The sequence below is a fragment of the Sphingomonas sp. BRN-1R genome (assembly GCF_057748035.1).
Genome location: NZ_CM173236.1, coordinates 3516932 through 3533601, shown reverse-complemented (window position 1 = coordinate 3533601; position 16670 = coordinate 3516932). Strand labels below are relative to the sequence as shown.

At 64.5% G+C, this 16670-nt stretch carries 11 protein-coding genes; 3 read left to right on the top strand and 8 right to left on the bottom strand.

Features of this window, described 5'->3' with window-relative positions:
* Positions 1-3 precede the first annotated feature (3 nt).
* Both AC3ANX_RS16515 and AC3ANX_RS16510 read right to left on the bottom strand, forming a co-directional pair.
* The gene (locus AC3ANX_RS16515) at positions 4-2115 is read right to left on the bottom strand and encodes a penicillin acylase family protein (RefSeq protein WP_488334324.1); all 2112 of its coding nucleotides are present in this window, start codon (positions 2113-2115) and stop codon (positions 4-6) included.
* A 17-nt stretch (positions 2116-2132) separates the two neighbouring features.
* The gene (locus AC3ANX_RS16510; protein ID WP_488334323.1) at positions 2133-4970 is read right to left on the bottom strand and encodes a TonB-dependent receptor domain-containing protein; all 2838 of its coding nucleotides are present in this window, start codon (positions 4968-4970) and stop codon (positions 2133-2135) included.
* A gap of 212 nt (positions 4971-5182) precedes the next feature.
* Between AC3ANX_RS16510 and AC3ANX_RS16505 the strand changes: the two genes are divergently transcribed.
* From AC3ANX_RS16505 to AC3ANX_RS16495, 3 genes are read left to right on the top strand one after another with little or no spacing between them, the layout of a single operon-like run.
* Positions 5183-5773: a sigma-70 family RNA polymerase sigma factor gene (locus AC3ANX_RS16505; protein WP_488334322.1), complete on the top strand. Its 591-nt coding sequence runs from the start codon at positions 5183-5185 to the stop codon at positions 5771-5773.
* Entirely contained in the window at positions 5703-6728 is a 1026-nt protein-coding gene (locus AC3ANX_RS16500; protein ID WP_488334321.1) for a FecR family protein, read from the top strand. The genes AC3ANX_RS16505 and AC3ANX_RS16500 overlap by 71 nt, the downstream gene beginning before the upstream one ends.
* A gap of 19 nt (positions 6729-6747) precedes the next feature.
* Positions 6748-8133 (top strand): MFS transporter, encoded by a 1386-nt coding sequence (locus AC3ANX_RS16495; protein WP_488334320.1) that lies wholly within the window; start codon positions 6748-6750, stop codon positions 8131-8133.
* Positions 8134-8464: 331 nt separating this feature from the next.
* Here AC3ANX_RS16495 and bktB read toward each other — a convergent pair whose 3' ends face one another.
* From bktB to AC3ANX_RS16465, 6 genes are all read right to left on the bottom strand, one after another.
* Positions 8465-9646, bottom strand: a complete 1182-nt coding sequence (gene bktB, locus AC3ANX_RS16490) for a beta-ketothiolase BktB (protein ID WP_488334319.1) — start codon at positions 9644-9646, stop codon at positions 8465-8467.
* Positions 9643-10542, bottom strand: a complete 900-nt coding sequence (locus AC3ANX_RS16485) for an SDR family NAD(P)-dependent oxidoreductase (RefSeq protein WP_488334318.1) — start codon at positions 10540-10542, stop codon at positions 9643-9645. Before AC3ANX_RS16485 ends, bktB begins: the two co-directional genes overlap by 4 nt.
* Entirely contained in the window at positions 10539-12629 is a 2091-nt protein-coding gene (locus tag AC3ANX_RS16480) for a 3-hydroxyacyl-CoA dehydrogenase NAD-binding domain-containing protein (RefSeq protein WP_488334317.1), read from the bottom strand. Before AC3ANX_RS16480 ends, AC3ANX_RS16485 begins: the two co-directional genes overlap by 4 nt.
* A gap of 78 nt (positions 12630-12707) precedes the next feature.
* Positions 12708-13934, bottom strand: a complete 1227-nt coding sequence (locus tag AC3ANX_RS16475) for a TetR/AcrR family transcriptional regulator (RefSeq protein WP_488334316.1) — start codon at positions 13932-13934, stop codon at positions 12708-12710.
* A gap of 34 nt (positions 13935-13968) precedes the next feature.
* On the bottom strand, positions 13969-15288 hold the full coding sequence (locus AC3ANX_RS16470) for a hypothetical protein (protein WP_488334315.1): 1320 nt from the start codon (positions 15286-15288) through the stop codon (positions 13969-13971).
* A gap of 18 nt (positions 15289-15306) precedes the next feature.
* Positions 15307-16599, bottom strand: coding sequence for an MFS transporter (locus AC3ANX_RS16465; protein ID WP_488334314.1), 1293 nt, complete (start codon positions 16597-16599; stop codon positions 15307-15309).
* Positions 16600-16670 lie beyond the last annotated feature (71 nt).

Genomic DNA, 16670 nt, shown 5'->3' with positions numbered 1-16670 from the left:
TTTTTAGAATGTATCGGTATCTTCGAGGTTTTTTTCGACGTCGGCGCGCTGCGTCCAAAGCGTGCGGAACGTCTTGGTCGCGAGGAACTTCAGCTGGTCGTTATTGTGTTTCGAGCCCGGCTGGCTGCTGTTGCCGTAGCTCATCATGCCGACCGCCTTCATCGGGGTGCCGAACTCGACCATCGACACCCAGGTCTCGCCCGCGTTTGGCGTGCGCTCGCCGTTCTTCATTGGCCCCCAGGTGAAAGTGCGGAAGATGCCGGTGTTGCCCATGCCGCCATTCGCCGGCAGGTTCACGTCGCCGATATGGAAACGCGAGACGTCGCCATAAGGCCGGTCGATCGCGCCGTAGAGCGCTTTGGTCTTGGCCACCGCCGCCTTCAGCATCGCCACTGCCGCCGCCGGGTCCTTCAGCCCGCGCGGCGTGTTGAGCGGATCGTCGAGCGTCCACGTCTCGGCGTAATTCGCCTGGCTGGTGAAGTTGTTCGGCGCGAAGATCAGCGCCCAGGTCTCGAACAGCAGCGCGCCTCTTGCGTCGGGCTCGTCGCGGTGATCCCATGCGGACAGCACCGCCACCGCCTGCTTGATGTCGGGATCGTCGCTGGTCGCTGCGGCCTTGAGCAGGTCGGGAAGCATCCGATCGGCCATCAGCGCGGTGGTCGTCACCTTCTTGGCGACGAAATCGTCGAAGCTCATCTTGTACGAGCCCGTCAGCAGCCGGTTTGACATCTGCGCGCGCTGGCTCATCGGGCCAACCACTGCGACATAGGCGGGGTATTTCTTGGGGTCGAGAACGCGCGGCCAGGTCGAGACCCAGGGCGGATCGTTGGTGTTCTCGACATAGCCGCTCGCCGGATCGAAGACCTTAGGCATCTCCTCGTAGCTGTGGACGTCTTTCCACAGCGTCTTCGAGGTATCGCCCGCGACCGGCTTGGTCCACGTCGCGAAGGTGCCGCCGTCCGGGTGCTTGGGCAGGATGCCGTTGTCGAGGTACAGGATATGCCCGGCACGATCGCCATAGACGATGTTGAACATCGGCACCTGCAACCTCTTCAGCGCCTTTTCGAACTCGGCCCAATCATGCGCCTTACCCATGGCGAGATACTGTTCGAGCACGCCGGGACGGTCGAGCCCCGCCACTTTGAGCGCGATCGTCACCTTGCCGCCGGGCAGATCGAAAACCGGGCCCTGCACCGAATAGCGTTGCGTGAACGTCACCGTCTTGAGCGTGCCGTCGGCCTGACGGACCTTGTAGCGTTTCTCCACCGTCTTGAACGGCAGCACCTTGCCGTCGAACATGTAGCCGCCGCCAGCGAGCGTCAGGCGGAAACTGGTATAGCCGGCGATGGTGTTGACGGTGTTGGTGAAACCAAGATCGTTGTTAAAGCCGAAGCGCAGCACCGGCAGACCGACCTGCGTCGCGCCGTAGATGCTGAAGCCCGGCCCGGTCATCTGCGCTTCGTAATAGGTCAGCAGGCTCGGTGCCCACGGCAGGTGGGGGTTGGCGAGCAGCATGGTATGGCCGCTTTTCGAGCGCGACGGCGCGACCGCCCACGCATTCGAGCCGCCCGCCTCGTTCGGCGCATCGGGATCGACCAGCACGCGCTTGTCCGACGCGATATACATGTAGTTCATCAAACGGTGGGCATGCTGAATGATGTCGAGCCCGGTGATCGGCAGCACCACCTTCACCTCGGGCGCGATCTTGTCGGGATGCGCGGCGGCATAGGCGTTGATGCCAGCCGCGAACGCGTCGAGATCGGCGCGCATCTGCGGTGTCTGCGCCTTGTACCACGCCGCCGATCGGCTCGGCACATCGTTGGCGACGATCCATTTGTCCTGCTTCTCGAAGCTCGCGCCCCAATATTCGGCCGCGCGCCCACGCGATTCTCCGTACATGTGGAGCAGCAGATTGCCGTGGCTTTGCGCCTGCGCGAAGCCGAAGCCGTAGAAAGTCCCTGTCTCCGTCTTTGCGTAGATATGAGGTACGCCAAACGTATCCCACAGGATTTCGCCGCCCGACCATGTCGCGGCCGCCGTCTTCGACTGGAGCGGCGCCGACGCCGCGCCCAGCGCCACGCCGGCCATCGCCAGGCTCAAGAGCATTTTACGCATTGGTCTGTCCTTCGCGCTTAAAAACCGACCGTGATCCGGCCGTAATAATATCCGCCGGTGAACCCGTAGCCGCCGGTGGTGGGATATTGGCCGGACCCGAGCGTCGGGTTGAACGACGCGGTTGTGTAGTCCGGGTACACGTTGAACAGGTTGTTGCTGCCCACCGCGAGGTTGATCTTGGGCGTGAGATCGTAGGCGATCTCGAGATCGGTGATCCACTTCGCGCCGAAGTGCCGATCGGCCGAGAAGCTCGTCACGCCGTTGGTCGTCACCGCATTGGCGAGCCCGTCGAATTTGCCGTAGCGTACAACGCGCGTGTTGATCGCGAACTTGCCGACATTGGTGAGGTTGCCGATGAACAGTTTGGTACGCGGCAGATTGGTGGTGAGGTTCGATTGCGACAGGCGATCGAACAGCACGAAACCCGATCCCAGTGCGGCAAGCTGCGACGGATTGCCCTTGATGTGTGTGATATCGGTTTGGTTGTAATTGTAGCCGAGGTTCCACGACATCGTCGCGAAATCCCACACCTTGTGGCGATAGGTCGCCACCACGTCGACGCCGCGCGTCCGCGTGTCGATCGCGTTGGTGTAATATTGTGCGCTGATATCAGGCGACAGCCCGTTGACGACGAGGATGCGCGACACCGCCGTCCCGGTCAGCGTGCTGGTAATGGCGATCCGATCGTCGACCTTGATCTGATAGCCGTCGACTGTGATGTTGAGGTTGTGGATCGGGCTGAACACCAGCCCGCCGCTGAAGTTCAACGAGGTCTCCGGTTTGAGTGGCGTCGCGCCGAGCGCGATCGCGGCGGGCGAACCGACCGGTAACGTCTTGATTTGCAACAGGTTCAGGCTGCCGTCGGACAGCGTACGGAACTGGCCGGTGGTCGATGCGTAGATCTGCTGGGCGAGTGCCGGCGCGCGGAACCCGGAACTGACCGCACCGCGCAGCGCAAGCCACGGCGTGATTGCCTGACGGACGTTGAACTTGCCGATCGCGGTGTTTCCCGACGCATCGTCGTAATGCTCGAACCGGCCCGCTACGCCGACCGTCGTGCCCGGCGCCGGATCGTAAGCGAGATCGACATAAGCGGCGATGTTGTTGCGGTGCTTGCTGCCGGCATCGGCCGGCGTGAAGCCGGCCGCCGCCTGCGCGCCCGGCGCTGGGCGGATCGTGCGGCCGTTGACGACGAACGTGTAGGTGCCCGCCTGATAGCTGGCGAGTTCGCCCGCCATCACGTTATAGGTCTCGAGCCGGTGCTGCACCCCCGCCGACACCTGGAGATTGCCGCCGCCCAGCGCATAGCCCTTGGTCACGTCGAGCGAGTTGACCCATTCAGTGGACTTCAGCGTGCCGACATAGACGTCGTGCGGGCTGGTCGGGCCGAGCGACGGATTGATTGTCCGGCTCCCGTATTGGCCGGCGCGGTTGCTGCCGTACGTGCTGCTGATGTCCCAGTTCCAGCCGGACAGCGTACCTTTGACGCCGAGCGCGAATTCGAAATCCTCCTCGGAGATGTTCAGGCGAGGACGAAAGCCGTCGGGATAGACGTTGGGCAGCGACGCGGTGTTGTTCGGATAGCGGAAGGTGAAATCGAGCTGCGAGTTGCGCTGGCTGTACGTGCCGAACGAATAGACGTGGACGCCACCGACATCATAGCCGGCATTGTAACCGAGGTTCATCTGTCGCGTCGGAAAGGCGCCGTAATTCTTGGTGACGAGCCGGTCGGCGCTCGCCTCGCGCGGGTCGATCGCGGTGTCACCGGCGCGGTAGTAGAGGCAGGTCGAACCGCCCAGCGTGGAACAGCCCGCGATCGGCACGGCGCGGTTGGACGCCTGCTGCTTCTTCAGCGTGACGAAAAAGTCGGCAAAACCTGCGTCGCCCAGCTTCATGCCATAGTTGAGGTTGGCGATGTAATTCTCGCCGTCCGAACGGTCCATGTTCTGCCCGGCGGTGACGCTCGCCGAACCGCCGTCGATATCATGCTTGAGGATGATGTTGATGACGCCGGCGATTGCGTCGGAGCCATATTGCGCGGCGGCACCATCGCGCAGCACCTCGATATGGTCAACCGCCGAGGTCGGGATCATGTCGAGATCGGCGGGAACCGAGCCGTTGTAGAGCGACGACACCGCGTTGATAAGCGAGGTCTTGTGGCGGCGCTTGCCATTGACGAGAATCAGCGTCTGATCGGGGTTGAGGCCGCGCAGGCCACCGGTCGAGATCACCGTCGAAGTGCCGCCGCCCGCGCGGGTCGGCACGTTGAACGATGGCACCAGAGTGTTGAGCGCGGCCAGCACGCCAGGCTTGCCGGTCTTCGCTAGTTCCGTGGCGGAGATCACGTCGATCGGCGTCGGGCTTTTGGCGACACTACGCTGAATGCCGCGGCTACCGGTGACGATGATGGTGTCAGGTTCGTCGGTGGTGGCGTCGGTCGCCTCTGGCTGCTCCGCGCCGAACTGCGGTGCCGCCGCCGTGGTGACACCGCCCTCGACGTCGAGGCTCGCCCTGCGCATCGGCGTCGCCGCATCGTTGGCGGCAAGGGCGACGATGCCGTCAGCCGAGCGCGCGACCTTGAGGCCGGTGCCGGTGATCATCTGATCCAGCGCCGCCTGCGCAGTCATGTAACCGTTGACCGCGCGGGTCCGCAGGTTACGCACGCGATCGTACGGAAACAGGATCTGCACGCCGCTCTGTTTGGCATAGGCGCTCATCGCGCTGGCGACGGGCTGGGCCGGAATGTCGAAGGCCTGCGCTCGCAGCACGGTTGCGGCCTGCGCCGCCACCGGATGCGCGGCAAACCCACTCGACAGGGATAAGGCGATGATGAGTGAACGACGGCCCCGCGTCATGATGTTTCCCCCGATTTTGATGCGTTCGGGAGGGTATAACGGAGGGCGAGCGGGCTTCTGCTAACGCCGCTTTCAAATTTGTTGCGGCGCACGCAGCGCTCCGAGCTCCGCGTAAAACGCTGGACAGGGCTTTCGCTTCCGGCAATCGTGTTGCCTCACAAGATTCGGGGTGAGGTCTCGCCAGAGAGCATTGGGTAAAACGATAGGGGGGCGTGGTGGAGTCGGTCAGAAAGCGGCTGGATTGGTACAAAGCGACGATTTTGCCACATCAGGCAGCGCTGCGCGACCGCGTGCGGCGGATCCTGCCACGCCGCGACGATCTCGACGATCTTGTCTCGGAAGCCATGACGCGCGCCTATGCGACCGCCGAGTTCGAGCATATTGTGCACGGCCGCGCCTATCTGTTCCAGATCGCGCGTAACATGATCATCGACGAGGTACGGCGCGACAAGATCGTTTCACTGTCGCTGGTTGCCGATCTCGACCTGATCGCCATCGACGGCACCGCCGAGGCGCGACTACAGGCGCGCGACGAGCTGCGGCGACTGGAAGCGATCATCGAAGCCTTGCCGATCCAGTGCCGACGCGCGTTTATCTTGCGTCGCGTGCACGATAGATCGGTCCAGGAGATAGCAGATGAAATGGGCTTGTCCGTTTCAACGGTCGACAAGCATATCGGCCGTGCCGCGCTGAAGATCATGCAAGCCATCGGCCAATACGAGGATCTGGGTTTTGGATGGTCCATACAGAAACGCCGAGGAGCGGCAGGCGATCGATCAGGAAGCGGCGCGGCGCTTTCTTGATGCGCGCACGCGCGATACGCCGGACGCCTGGGACGCCGCTTACGCCTGGATCGCGCAGGATCCCGCCCATGGTTTTGCCTTCGCGCAGGCGGAGGCCGCCTGGGAGTTCGCGGATCGGCTGAGCGAGGTCGCGCCGCTGGTCGAGCCGGAGGAGATTGCGGGGCCGGCGGGCCGGTTCGAAGCCTTTTTCAACCGTCGTATCATGGCCGGGCTGCTCGCCGCGACACTGGTCGCCACCGCCGGCACGATCGGGTTGCAGAAATGGGCTGCGGTTGAGCGCTATCGCACCGCTGTCGGGCAGGAGGGCCGCTACCGACTGGCGGACGGCAGCACCGTCTATCTCAATACCGACAGCACCGTCGAGGTGGCGATGCGCGATCGCGAGCGCTACGTCCACCTGCTGAAGGGCGAGGCGCGGTTCGACGTCGCGCACAGCCCGCAGCGCCCCTTTATCGTGCAGGCTGGTGACGCAACCGTGCGCGCGGTCGGCACCGCGTTTGCCGTGCGACTGCGCGACGACTTCACCGAGCTGACTGTGATCGAGGGCAGGGTCGCGGTGCATGACGGCGCCGCGCGCAACCCAACGGTTGGCGTTAGCGCCGGCAACGCCGCCGCGATCCGCAGCGGCATGGTGGCGATGACGCCGTTACGGCCCGGCCAGATTGCGCAGCGCACTGCCTGGCAAGACGGCGTGATCCAGTTCGACGGCGAGACGCTTGCCCAAGCGGTCGACGAGTTCAATCGTTATCGCATCGCTCCGCTCGTGATCGGGGATCCACAGATCGCAGCCCTGCGGATCGGCGGCACCTTCAAGGCGGGCAGTTCGGACCAGTTCGTGACCGCGCTCGCGCAGAGCTTCAACGTCCGGTCGGTATCGGGCAAGGACAATTCGATCATCCTGCTGCCTGCACAAAATCGCGTGGAGAACGCGGCGGACGCTGGCAGAGTTCACTGAGCCGTTCGTTTGGGGGCGCATGACAGCTTCGCTCAACGCCGGCACCGGCCCTGCCACGCCCCCTTCCACATCCAGTCGCATCCGTTCGATCTTCGGGGGATCTCTGGGCAACCTGGTCGAATGGTACGACTGGTACGTCTATTCGGCGTTTACGCTTTATTTCGCGCCAGTGTTCTTTCCCGCCGACGATCGCACCGCGCAGTTGCTCAACGCCGCCGCGATCTTTGCGGTCGGTTTCCTGATGCGTCCGCTCGGCGCGTGGCTGATGGGCATGTATGCCGACCGTCACGGCCGTAAGGCCGGGCTGACCTTGTCGGTGATGCTGATGGGTGGCGGATCGCTGCTGATCGCGGTGACGCCCGGCTATGCGACGATCGGTGCTGGCGCGCCCCTGCTGTTGCTGCTCGCGCGGCTGTTGCAGGGGCTTTCAGTCGGCGGCGAATATGGTGCCAGCGCGACCTATCTGTCCGAGATGGCGCAGCGCGAGCACCGCGGTTTCTTCTCCAGTTTCCAATATGTCACGCTAATCGCGGGGCAATTGATCGCCTTATGCGTGCTGCTGGCGCTCCAGACGATCTTGCCGGACGCTGCGCTGGAGGACTGGGGCTGGCGCGTGCCGTTCGCGATCGGCGGGGTGCTGGCGATCAGCGTCTTCTACTTGCGGCGTGGCCTGCTCGAGACGCCGGATTTCAAGGCGCTCGCCACAGACGCGCGCGCACCGCGTTCGAGTGGGCTGCACTTGCTGCGGCATCATCCGCGGCAGGTTCTGGTCGTGATGGCGCTGACCGCAGGCGGCACGCTCGCCTTCTACGCCTACTCGACCTATATGCAGAAGTTCCTCGTCAATTCCGTCGGCTTTGCGCGCGATACCGCGACCGGCATCATGGCGGCGGCGTTGTTCATCTACATGCTGCTGCAACCGGTCGCGGGCTGGCTGTCCGATCGTGTGGGGCGCAAGCCGCTGCTGATCGGCTTCGGCGTCGCAGGGATGACGCTGACTGTGCCGATCTTCACGCGGCTGGAGACGGTATCGAATTCGTTTGAGGCGTTCCTGCTGGTGCTGGGCGCGTTGGTGGTCGTCACCGGCTACACTGCGATCAACGCCGTGGTGAAGGCCGAGCTGTTCCCCGCCAACATCCGGACGCTTGGTGTCGCGCTGCCCTATGCGCTGGCCAACACGATCTTCGGCGGCACCGCCGAGTATGCCGCACTCGCGTTCAAGCAGGCCGGTCTGGAGCGCGGCTTCTACTGGTACGTGTCCGGCATGATCGGGATTTCGCTGATCGTGTATTTACGCATGCGCGAGACCAGCGACGTTATCACGCGCCGAGAGCGGGAGGCGAGAGGCTTCAAGGCCTCGCGTGGTCCGCTTGCCACCAGCGATCCCGAAGAGAGGTTCCATTGACGATCCCGCGCGACTGATCCGGGAGCAGCCCGCCAGCATCTTCCGTCGGCATCCCGTCGGCGGCCGCCGTTTACGGCGTGTCGTTTCTCGGTCGCATCCACATTCGCGAAGGGGAGAAAATCGGGAGTCCTTCCGACGACGTGCACCGCGCTCGTTTGGCGTTGGCGAACGCGCTCACAACCTTCGCATACGTCACAGCCGAGTCGTGCGTGTAGGACGGATCGATACAGTTTGCCGAACGATGATGGACCGGCATAAGCGTCGAATCCGCAGCCGCGGGCGGCAAGGCGGGCCATTGTCATCGATGCGCTGGTTTCAGCAGCACCCTATGTCAGACGCGTTCGAAAACCGCCGCGATGCCCTGGCCGCCGCCGATGCACATCGTCGCCAAGCCATAGCGGCCGGAGGTGCGTTGCAACTCATGGACAAGCTTGGTTGCGATGATGGCCCCCGTCGCTCCCACCGGATGGCCAAGGGATATCCCGCTGCCATTGGGATTGGTGCGATCCGGATCGAAGCCCAGTTCGTTGGCGACCGCACAGGCCTGTGCGGCGAAGGCTTCGTTCGACTCCACCACATCCAGATCGGCGACGCTCAGTCTAGCTCGCGCCAAAGCTAGGCGCGAGGCAGGTATCGGCCCGATCCCCATATACAGGGGATCGACACCGGCATGGCCATAGGAAACGAGCCGCGCCAGCGGAGTCAGCTTGTGTTTTGCGACAGCCTCCTCGGTCGCGAGCAAAAGCGCTGCCGCACCGTCGTTGATGCCTGAAGCATTGCCTGCTGTGACGGTGCCGTTTTCACCGCAGAAGATCGGCCGAAGCGCGGCAAGCTGCTCAATCGTTGCGTTGCCGCGGACATACTCATCGACGGTGAAGCGTATCGTCTGGCTGCGCTGGCGAATCTCGACCGGGACGATCTGGCCTTCGAAGCGACCTTCGGCGATGGCACGCGCGGCGCGCTTCTGGCTTTTAAGCGCGTAGGCGTCCTGCGCCTCCCGCGAGATGTTGAAGCGCTCCGCGACATTCTCGCCCGTCGCGCCCATCAGCACGCCATTGAATGGATCCGTAAGCGCGCCGTTCAGACCGTCGACCAGCGCCGCGTTGCCCAACCGCTGCCCCCAGCGAACCGATGGCGCAAAGAAGGGGGCGCGGCTCATTACCTCGGCCCCGCCGCCAATCGCGATCTCGGCGTCGCCCAGCATGAGCGTCTGCGCGGCGGATATGATCGCCTGGAGGCCCGATCCGCATAGCCGGTTGACCGTCATCGCGGGCGTTTCGACAGGCAGGCCGGCTTCGATCGCCGCGATACGCGCAAGGTAGGCGTCGCGCGGTGAGGTCGGGATCACCTGACCGAACATGACGTGGTCGACCGTCGTGGGCGCAAGTTTCGCGTCTTCGAGCACGGCACCGATCGTCAGAGCGCCAAGCGCCGAGGGCTCGGCATCCTTGAGCACGCCGCCAAACGATCCGATCGCCGTCCGCTTCGCGGAGATGACATAGACGGCGTTCATCGGGCTGCTTTCAGCCGCTGCCGGGCGCCAAATGCGCGCTCGACTTCGTGCAGATACTGGCTGCCGCCATTCTCCGGCACCACCTCGCCGCGCCGATCGGCGACCTCGTCGAGCCGTTCGAGTAGCCGATTCGCGATGTCTGGGCCGCTGCCGAGATGGACACCCTGCGTCATCGTGATGTTCGCCTGTTCGAAGCAACCGGCTCCGGCGAGCAGGATACGCCGCGTCGGCGCGTCCGGTCCGACCAGCGCGAGCACCGCCGGACTGACGAGATCCGGGTTGAGGCCTGCCAGCGCTTCGTCCGTATAAAGGCCGTTGGTCATCGCCGTGGCCGCGCTCGGCGCAAGACAATTGACCCGGATGTTGTTGCGCTCGCCTTCGAGGGCGAGCGTCTGCATGAGCCCGACGAGCGCGAGTTTAGCGGCGCTGTAATTGGCTTGGCCGAAATTGCCGTAAAGCCCGGATGAGGACGTCGTGAAGAGGATGCGACCATAGTGTCGCGCGCGCATCCCATCCCATACCGCCTTCGTGCAATGGACGCTGCCCATCAGATGAACCTCGATCACCAGCCGGAAATCGTCCAAATCCATCTTGGCAAAGCTTTTGTCGCGTAAAATGCCGGCATTGTTGACGAGGATGTCGACCTTTCCCCACCGCATCTCGGCCTCGGCCACCATCGCCTTGACCTGGTCCAAGTCGGTCACGTTGGCGGCATGGGAGATTGCATCGCCGCCGTCCGCGATGATGGAATCGCGAAGTTCGTTCGCGGCGTTCACGTTCAGATCGTTGATCACGACGCTCGCGCCGTGCGCCGCAAGCGCGAGTGCGTGTGCGCGGCCGAGTCCGGCGCCAGCTCCGGTCACGATCGCGACCTGGCCTGTCAAACCTATTCTCATGCCGCCTCCAGTGGTGTGTTTGTGTTGAGATCCGCAAAGCTGCGCCCGCTCTCGACGAGGTTGACCAGCAACGGCGCAGGATCCCAGGCCCAGCCATGCCGGCCCGCGGCGAAGGTGCGCACTGCCTGCAGAACTTCGGGCAGACCCCGAGTGTCCGCATAGAACATCGGTCCGCCGCGCTCGGCTGGGAAGCCATAGCCGTCGAGATAGACGACATCGACATCGACGGGGCGCAGCGCGATTCCTTCGGCAACAATGCGGGCGCCTTCATTGGCCATCGCATAGATGCAGCGATCCACGATCTCGGCATCGGCGATCTTGCGGCGGGGCAGGCCGATCCGCGCCGACTCCGTCTCGATCAATGCGGTGACCTCCGGGTCGATCCGAGGCGTGCGCCCGTCCGGATACAGGTAGAATCCAGCGCCGGTTTTCTGGCCGAACCGCCCCAGCTCGCAAATGATGTCGGGCACCCGCGAATAGGGACGATCGGGGTGTTCGATCGCGCGACGCTGCCGGATGTGCCAGCCGATATCCTGCCCGGCGAGATCCATCACCCGGCACGGACCCATGGCCATGCCGAACGCCTCGAGTGCCTGATCCATCTGCGCTGGCAGCGCGCCTTCCTCCAGCAGGAACCAGGCTTGTCGGAGATACTCCTCAAAGATACGGTTGCCGATGAAGCCGTCACAGACGCCGGCGACGACGCCCGTTTTGCCGATACTTCGCGCGAATGCCATTGCCGCGCCCAAGGCATCGTCCGACGTCCGCCTGCCGCGAACGACTTCGAGCAGCTTCATGACGTTGGCGGGACTGAAGAAATGGAGTCCTACCACGCGATCGGGCCGCGTGGTGAAATCCGCGATCACGTCGAGATCCAGCGTCGACGTATTGCTGGCGAGGATCGCGTCTGGTGAGGCTAGGCGATCAAGCTCGGTGAAGACCGCGCGTTTGACCTCGATGTCTTCGAACACGGCCTCGATGAACAGATCCGCATCCGCCGCGTCGGCAACTTCCCGAACGAGCAAGAGGCCGCCGATCCGGGCATCCGCCACGGCGGGGCTGACCCGCCCCTTGTCGACATCGCGACGGCTCGCGGCTTCGATCGCGCGCCTCGCTTGATCGCGGGCATCGTCGCGAGGCTCGACGATCGTCGCTTGCAGGCCTGCGTTCAGCAAGGCGATGGCGATCCCCGTTCCCATCAGACCGCCGCCGATCACCGTTACGCGGCGAATGGGTTTGCGCGAGGTCGCGCCGAGGCCGGGTATGCGCGCGGCCATTCGTCGCCCGAAAAAGCCATGCCGCAACGCCTTCGATGCGGGCGATGCCAAGAGCTCGCCGAACGCCTGCGCCTCAAATTCCAGGCCTTCTGCCAGCGAGCCGCGCCCGATCTGCTCGACGCATGCGACGAGTTGGTGCGCCGCGAGGGACGGCGAACGCTTGTCCGCCCAGTGAGCGACTGCCGCGGCAAGGTCGGCCGGTGACGGCAGCTCTCCGACGCAGCAGGCCGAGGCGTAGGCGCCGGCCGCGTGTCGCGCGAGCGCGAAAGCGACCGGATCGGAGCCTGCGAGCTCGTCGACGAGCCCGATTTCGAGCGCGCGCGCCGCGGATATCGGTTTGCCCGACATCATCAGGTCGAGCGCCACGACGGCACCTGTGAGACGTGGTGCGCGCTGCGTGCCCCCGCCACCGGGCAACAGCCCCAGGGTGATCTCCGGGAACCCGAGCTGCGCGGTAGGCGCAGCGACGCGGTAATGCGCGGCCAGCGCCAGCTCCAGCCCACCGCCGAGGCAGAGGCCGTCGATCGCCGCTATCACCGGCTTGTCCGACTGCTCGATGAGAGAGAACAGGTCGCGCAGCGCCTCGACCCGGGCTGGGTCCGCATCGAAGTCCCTGATGTCGGCGCCCGCGCTGAACCGGTTGCGATCACCCGAGAGCAGGATCGCTTCGGCCTCGGGATCGGCCAGTGCGCGCGCAACCGCCTGGTGGAGGTTCCTGACCAGCCCATCGCCAACAGACAGCGCATTGAGCGGAGGGTTGCTGAAGCGGAGGTGGGCAACACCGCCGCTCTTTCGTTCGATTACGCTCACCCTCGGTCACGCTCCCTGCTTCGGGCAAGCGATACTGCGGCACGGCAAGATCCGTCAACCATTTATTGAAAGAATGTACTACATCGGATCTTGCGATGCTCGGCGCAGCAGCGTGGAAACCTGCCCGCGAAAATCCGCCAAGAAAGCTAGGTTTACGCCACATGCCAGTGAGCGCACATGGCACCCTACGAACAATGCTTGAACATTTATACCAAACTCCGTCTCACGCCCGGTAAGTTGGAATAAGCGCCGTCGCCAGCCTGCGGTCTGGTCGGCAATGGCCGTCTGGACCTCGGGTCGGAGTGCCGCACCGCGCGCCGCTTCCAGCCAGATCGAATAATGGGCGAGAGACGCCTGGGCGTATTCGGTCGCCTCGCGGACGAAGACGGCAGCGGTGGCGTCGGCAAGGTCATCAAGGGTCAGCGGCCGGCGCGACAGCATCGATGTCGTTTCGCGGTAGCGCTCGCGAGCCTGTTCGAACAAGATCGCCTCGGCAGCGCGGATCACGTGTTCGATCGATCCAAAATAATATGCAGGGGCGCTCTGTGCTACACCTGCACCGGCGGCGACCGTGCGATACCCAACGGCCCCGACGCCGTGATGGACGAGCAGATCGATCGCGCTGGCGAGAATGGCCGCTCTCGTCTTTGCGGCCTTCGGGCTGGGCGGCGGGTTTTCCGCTGTGTCCCGCTCCGCCGCCGGCCTCGGCAGTAGCGCCTCAATCGGAGAGCCATGGCGCAGCGCCACCGCCTGCTCTGCGGTCAGGCCCAGCGCCAGGACGATGAAGAGGAAACCTATCGTCATGTCGATCGCGATGTTGATCGTCATTGCGTCCTGATCGCCGCCCAGTGCGGCGGCCACGTTTGTCCATGCCCGCTCAAGGTCGGTGAACCAGCGCCGGGCCAGCGCATGACCTTCAGGCGTGCGCGCAGCATCGAGCATGAGCTCGCACCATGCGAGTGTTGTAGAACGATGAAGGCCGGCCGCATTGGAGGTCAGTCGAGTGACGAGGTCGTCGAGAGTGCGAAGATGGCCTTCGCCGCGGCGCTGTCGATCGGCGATGCGCTCGAACGACGTCAGATAGGAGCCGAGGAGTCGTTGGAAGGCATCGGCGACCATGTCCGCCTTGGTCGCGTAATGATAGGTGGTGGCGGCGATCGGCACGGCCGCTGTCTGCGCGACGAGACGATGGGTAAGCTTGCCGATTCCGTGGTCGCCCAGCGCCGAGAGGACGGCTTCGCCGATCCGATCCCGTTTTTCGAGCGATCGCCGCGATGGCGTGCGCGACACAACATGGTTGACCAAGGACGAACTCCGACCATCGCTTAAAGCGGTGGGTCTAGACGCCGATCACGTTGGCGACCAGCGACTGGAACCCTGCCGCCGCAGTCGCCACGATAGCGGGCGAGATGCAACGCTCGTCGTCTTCCGCGACATGGTGAAAGCGGTGGATGCCGAACACGCCCGCAGCCAACGTATAGCCGGCAGCGGTGATCTCATCCAGTTCGCCGGCCGAGAAGGTATCCCGGGAATATGGCACCTCGTAGCCGGGATGACCCGCAAAGGTCCGGCGGGCGACAGGCAGCAGCTCGGGGCTGACCGAAAGGCAGCGCTGCGAATCCACGTTGGGCAGGGGCATCAGCTTGCCGGGCGTCTCGAGCCAGTCGAGCGCAGCCACGTTCGCGCCGAGGTGGAGCCAGAAGAAGGTCTCCTCGGGCTTGGGCGCGATTGCTTTCAACGACTGCGCCGCGCCGAGATATTCATATTCATGACCCGTGTTGCACACGAATGCGAGATTGTGGCTTTTCACATTGCGGCTCGCCCAGCGCGCCAACCACAACCAGACTGCGATGCCGCCACCGCGCTCGCCAGCACAGATGTCCCAGCCCGAGCGCGGCGTCGAGATTGCCAGCCACTGCTTCGCGCCGCGATTGAGCCGGCCGACGAAGTTGAACGCCGGCCGCCGGCCGCCATCGCCCGTCACGGTGAGCGTCGCCGCCGATCGCCGGACCGCTGCAGCCAGGAAGGGCTTTGCGTCACGCGGCGCCAACAGCGCCACTGGCCCCGGAAACATCGGCTGGCGGCCATCGGCGTTGAGCGCGATGATTTTGCCGGTAGGGCCGTTGGTGATCACGGCCACCGCGCGCGCGCCCGCTGCGAAGGCGGCGGAAACCGGATCTCGAATCGCCTTGGCGACCGCGCTGGACCAGCGCGCGGCAGCCAAATCGAGCAAGGCGATCGCCCCGTTCATCTCGCCTTGCCAGTGGCCATCGCTATCCATGCGGACGAGTTCGCCCGTCACCCCGGCGGCGCCCGTCGGTACGACGATCGGCTGGGGCCAGACACTTGCCTTGGCGTCGCCGCACACCAGATCAGTGCGTCGCGCCTCGAAATAGGGTGCGCTGATCTGCTGACGTTCGATCCGAAACCCCACCTGCTCCAGTTCGCCGGCCAACCAGTCACCGCAGGCATTGTCGCCGACGCCGCCGGACTGTTTGTTGCCGAACCCGATGTAGCGCTGGATGTCAGCGGAGACCCTGGTGGCGGGGGCGTCCTGCTGTGCGGCCCGGGCTGCCGATAGCGGTAGAGCCGAGGCTCCGGCTGAGAGAGGCAAGGCCGTGGCGCCGGCCATGAACCCGCGACGGGTGGTAGTGGTCATGCGCGATCTCCTTCGACGCTAATCCAGATACACGGGCCGCGTTGCCGCCCTGCGGGTGAGCACCACGACGCTGACGAGCGAGATCATGCACATGGTCAGAAGATAGAAGGCCAGCGGTACTGTCGAATGGTAGCGCGCGGCCAGCGCCGTCGCAACGATCGGTGCGAAGCCGCCGCCGATCACCGAGCCCACCTGATATCCGAGCGACGCGCCCGAATAGCGGACGTGCTTGGGAAAGAGCTCCGCGAACAACGCGGCTTGCGGGCCATACATCAGGCTGATCGCGAGCAGTTCGACCGTGATCGCCGCCGTAACCGCGACGGGCGACCCGGTGTTGATCATGGGAAAGACGGCAAACGCCCAAAGTCCCGATGCGACTGCGCCGGCGATGAAGACCGGTGCGCGTCCGAACCGGTCCGAGAGATGGCCGCATAGGATGAGCGCCGGGATCATCACCGCGCTGCCGACCATCACTGCGAGCAGCATCGTCTGCTTGTCGAGTCCGACGGTCGCGGTGCCGTAGGCGATGACGTAGGTGATCGCGATGTAGAAGCATGTGTTGTTGGCAACGAACGCGCCTCCGGCAAGCAGGATGTCCCATCCATGGTTGCGGATCACGGTCAGGATCGGGGAGGCCGGGCGCGCCGCGCCGTTGGGCCTTTCGCTCGGCGCCTCCTCCGCGACCGTGCGGTTGATGACGACGCTGATCAGGATCAGCACGACACTCAGGAGAAAGCTGATCCGCCAGCCCCACGACGCGAATGCCGACGGACCGACCAGCGCGCCGACCGCCAGAAACACAAGATTTGCGAGCACGACGCCGAGCGGCACGCCCAACTGGACGAAGCTGCTGTAGAAGCCGCGGTGGCCCGCCGGCGCGGCTTCGATGGCGAGAAGGGCGGCCGCGCCCCATTGTCCGCCGACAGCGAGGCCTTGCACGAAACGCAGGACGATCAGCAGCAGCGGCGCGAGCGTGGCCACCGTCGGATAGCCCGGCAACAGGCCGATGCCGGTCGTCGCCAGCCCCATGACCACCATGGCGAGCACCAGCGCGCGCTTGCGACCGTGAAGGTCTCCGATGTGCCCGAACACCATCCCACCGATCGGCCGGGCGATAAAGCCGACGGCAAAGGTGCTGAACGACGCGATCTGGGCGACAAACAACGGAAGTTCGGGCGGAAAGAAGATCTTGGGGAATACCAGTGCCGCAGCCGTCCCATAGACAAAGAAGTCGTACCATTCGACCGCGGCACCCATGGATGCCATCAGCGCGATGCGGATGCTGGAAGTGTCGGCACGTGACTGCATCATCTGTCGTCCGCTATAGCCTGCATGGGGGAACACGACCGTCGCACCGGCGTCGACCCTGCCCGATCGGCGCC